The sequence below is a fragment of the Microbacterium sp. K35 genome (assembly GCF_004794375.1).
GTDB lineage: Bacteria > Actinomycetota > Actinomycetes > Actinomycetales > Microbacteriaceae > Microbacterium > Microbacterium sufflavum.
The window spans coordinates 1-3,710 of the sequence record NZ_SSDM01000407.1 but is presented as its reverse complement, the minus strand read 5'-3'; the positions used below and the strand labels follow the sequence as shown (position 1 = coordinate 3,710).

3 protein-coding genes, 1 tRNA gene and 2 pseudogenes are annotated in these 3,710 nt (G+C 72.5%); 3 read left to right on the top strand and 3 right to left on the bottom strand.

What is annotated here, in order from left to right:
• From DW299_RS16840 to DW299_RS16830, 3 genes and pseudogenes are all read right to left on the bottom strand, one after another.
• Positions 1-290 (bottom strand): annotated as a pseudogene (locus DW299_RS16840) (hypothetical protein); the annotation flags it as partial.
• A gap of 1 nt (position 291) precedes the next feature.
• Entirely contained in the window at positions 292-897 is a 606-nt protein-coding gene (dcd, locus tag DW299_RS16835) for a dCTP deaminase (protein WP_136028727.1), read from the bottom strand.
• A gap of 55 nt (positions 898-952) precedes the next feature.
• Positions 953-2,305, bottom strand: a complete 1,353-nt coding sequence (locus DW299_RS16830; RefSeq protein WP_168442766.1) for an MFS transporter — start codon at positions 2,303-2,305, stop codon at positions 953-955.
• A gap of 85 nt (positions 2,306-2,390) precedes the next feature.
• Between DW299_RS16830 and DW299_RS16825 the strand changes: the two genes are divergently transcribed.
• The 3 genes and pseudogenes from DW299_RS16825 to DW299_RS19305 all read left to right on the top strand — a co-directional run.
• Positions 2,391-2,768 carry a winged helix-turn-helix transcriptional regulator gene (locus DW299_RS16825; protein ID WP_136037273.1) on the top strand — a complete coding sequence of 126 codons (378 nt, stop codon included), beginning with the start codon at positions 2,391-2,393 and terminating at the stop codon, positions 2,766-2,768.
• Between the two features lie 72 nt (positions 2,769-2,840).
• A tRNA-Gly gene (locus DW299_RS16820) sits at positions 2,841-2,914 on the top strand.
• Between the two features lie 402 nt (positions 2,915-3,316).
• A pseudogene (locus tag DW299_RS19305) lies at positions 3,317-3,710 on the top strand (HtaA domain-containing protein); the annotation flags it as partial.

Sequence of the window (3,710 nt, the reverse complement as noted above, 5' to 3'; positions counted from 1 at the left end):
GGGAGCACGGCGTCCGCGGGCGGGATGTCGGCGGGCGGCGGGTCGAGCAGGCCGTCCGGGATCGGGGTCTCCGGCGGGGCCGGGGGGATCACGTCGTCGGCCGGGCGGATCGCCGCGGACTCTGTCGGGACGGCCGCACCGGCAGCATCCGGCTCATCCGGGGCCACCGGCTCGTCCGGGGCCGCGGGCTCATGAGGCAGCAGGGGCTCGGGCGTCACCGGGCCGTCCGGGGCCACAGGTCCACCCGGGGTTCCGGGCTCCTCCGGGGTCCGCCCGTCGCCGTCGCTCATGTCAGCCTCCGATCGCTCCCACATCGGTCACGCCCACGTCGGTGCGGTGGAAGTTCTGGAACGACCGCGACGCGGTGGGCCCGCGCTGCCCCTGGTACCGGTTGCCGTAGGGGCCGGAGCCGTAGGGGTTCTCGGCGGGCGAGGTGAGCCGGAAGAAGCACAGCTGCCCGATCTTCATCCCCGGCCACAGCTTGATCGGCAGGGTCGCGACGTTCGCCAGCTCCAGCGTCACATGACCCGTGAACCCGGGGTCGATGAACCCGGCCGTGGAGTGCGTGATCAGGCCGAGGCGCCCGAGCGAGGACTTGCCCTCGAGACGCGCGGCGATGTCGTCCGGCAGCGTCACCTGCTCGAACGTCGCCCCGAGCGCGAACTCGCCGGGGTGGAGGATGAACGGCTCGTCGGGATCGACCTCGATGAGCCGGGTGAGCTCGGGCTGATCCACCGACGGATCGATGAACGGGTACTTGTGGTTGTCGAAGAGGCGGAAGTAGCGGTCCAGGCGCACGTCGATGCTGGACGGCTGGATCATCTCCGGCTCGTGCGGAGCCAGGCCGACACGGCCCGACGCGAGTTCTGCCCTGATGTCGCGATCGCTGAGAAGCACGGCCTCAGCCTAGTCACCGCACGGGTCGCGCCTCACGCGACCTGCGGCATCCGCGTCACAGGGCCGGGGCGCTGCGACGCGAGAGCAGCGGGAGCAGCGCGGCCGCCGTCACGGTCACCGCCGCCGCGACCACCGCCACCAGGAAGCCGCCCGTCACGAGCACGGCCGCGATCGTGCCGAACACCGCGATGCCGAGTCCGCCGCCCAGGGCGAAGCCCACCTCTTGCACCGCCCCGACCTGTCCCGCCTGGTCCTCGGTCGTCACCTCGAACAGCGTCGCGGCGGCGAGGGTCCCCGCGATGCCGAACCCGAGTCCGACCAGCACGAGCGGCAGCGCCACGATGCCGGGGTCGAACGCGAGCCACATGAGCCCGAGCGCCTGCAGCAGCAGCACCAGCACGGTGAGTGCGTTCGCCGACAGCCAGCGCAGCGCGAGCGGCGCCAGCACCCCGCCGATCGCGATCGCCGCGGCCTGCGGCAGCAGCGCGATTCCCGCCTCGGCGGCACTCTGTCCCCGCGCATCCTGCAGGTGCAGGCTCACCAGGAGCACCGACGCCGACGACGCCCCGCTGCTGACGATGATGCGGACGATCGCCGGACTGAATCCCGGCACCCGGAACAGCGCCAGGTCGAGCAGCGGGAGGGGCAGCCGACGCTGCCGCCGTACGAAGAACACGAGGCTGGCGACCGACACGACCGCGGCCACCGCGGCCGACACGGGAGCGGCCAGCACCTCGTGCAGCGCGAAAACGAGGGCGCCGAGCGCGACGATCGACGACAGGATGCTCGGCACGTCCCACGACGGCGGCTGCGTGCTGCGCGAGTCCGGCACGAGCCACAGGGCGAGCAGGGCGGCGGCCACCGCGAGCGGGACGCTGCCCAGCAGCAGCCACCGCCAGCCGGGGCCCTCCGCGAGGAGCCCGCCGAGCACGGGGCCGAGGGCGCTGCCGGTGCCGAAGGTGGCGGTCCAGAGCCCGTACGCGAGCACGCGCTCCCTCGCCTGGAAGGTCGCACCGATCGTGGCCACGACACCCGCGACCACGAAGGCCTCCGCGACGCCGAGCAGAGCCCGGATCACGATGAGCAGCAGGCCGCTGGTGGCGACGCCGCCGATGCCGTTGAGCACCGCGAATCCGACGAGCCCGATCACGACGATGGTCTTGCGCCCGAACGCGTCGCCGATCCGCGCCGCCAGGATCAGCGTCGCCGCGAGCGACAGCGCATAGACGTCGACGAGCCAGAGACCCTCGGTGTCGGTCAGCGCGAGGTCGTCGCGGATCGCGGGCAGCGCCGTGGACACGCTGCTGATGGCGAGGGCGCCGATGAGCACGCCGAGCAGGAGCGGCACCATCGCCATCCAGAGCCGGAGAGAGGAGCGGACGGGGACGACGACGGGGCTGGTGGTCACGGTCTCAGTCTGTAAAGTACAGGCAAGGGACACAAGTACCGACATTGTCGTCACGTACTTACCGTTTGGATACTGTGGAGGCACGATGCGCGAGAAGACGGCCAGGATCGTCCGCGAGTGGACCGAGACCTGCGACGCGGAGGTCTCGATCGCCGTGCTCGGCGGCGCGTGGAAGCCGAGCATCCTGTCGCTGCTCGCCGAGCACGGCGTGCTGCGCTTCGGGGAGCTCGGGCGCCTGCTGCAGGACCCCACGTCGCGCGTGCTCACCCGGCAGCTGCGCGAGCTGGAGGCGGACGGCCTGATCACCCGCACGGTCTACCGCGAGGTGCCGCCCAAGGTGGAGTACCGGCTGAGCGAGCTGGGTGCGACCGCGACCCCGCTCGTCGACGCGCTCACGCGGTGGGGCACGATGTACGCGGGGCAGCAGCGCGACACCCCCGCGACGGCGGACGCCACGGCCTGACGCCGCGGTTCACGCTTTGGCCATCGCCCCGGAGACGGGTAGGCTTGCCCTCACCTGCTCTCGGGCGGGTTCGGGGCTGTAGTTCAATGGTAGAACTTCTGCTTCCCAAGCAGACAGCGCGGGTTCGATTCCCGTCAGCCCCTCCACCACCCTTCGCACGATCGGCACCAGCACGGTGTCACCCTCTGGTGCGATCTCGTCGATGCCACTCTGATGCTCCGCGACGACTCCGCCCTCGTCCACGGGCCCAGGCGGCGCAACGACATCGGGAGCTTGCGCAGCAGGAATTCCGGCACGGAGGATTTGACGCCTCCCCGAACGGCAACGTAGGTTACGGGACGGTAACGGTCCTCCCGAAGGGGCCGTGACCCGAGATCATCTGCTCGCGGAAGGACCCCGTCACGACTGCTCTACCCTCCGGACGTTCGCGCGAGAACGCCCCGCTCGACCCCGCAGCATCCGCGATCGACTCCCGGCCCCTGCTGCGCCGCGACCGACGTCGCACGTCCGCTCCGACCCCGCCGGAGGAGCCGACCTCCGCGGCGACCGTGACGCCGACCCCGTCCCCGCCCGCCACTCGGGCCGCCATCCGCTCCCGGGCCCTCCGTCCCGAGCCGCAAGGTGCACCGACCGTTGCTGCCGCCGCCGAGCGGACCGTTGCTGCCGCAGTAGAGCCGACCCTCGCCGCAGCAGCGACTCCGGTCGCCGCCGGAGCAGAGCCGACCCTCGCCGCAGCCGACGCGCCCGCCTCCCCCGCAGAGACTCCCGTCGCCATCGAGCCGACCACCGCCGCCGCCGCCGCCCCGACCGCTACCACCGAGCCTGCCATCGCCGCCGAGCCGACCGCCGCCGCCGCCGCCGAGCCGACCACCGCCGCCGCCGAGCCTGACACGGCCGCCGAGCCTGACACCGCCGCCGAGCCGACCACCCCCGCACCGACCG

Coding starts and splice junctions, on each gene's coding strand:
- DW299_RS16825 (WP_136037273.1), top strand. CDS start 2,391: ATGCGCGAGAAGACGGCCAGGATCGTCCGCGAGTGGACCGAGACCTGC.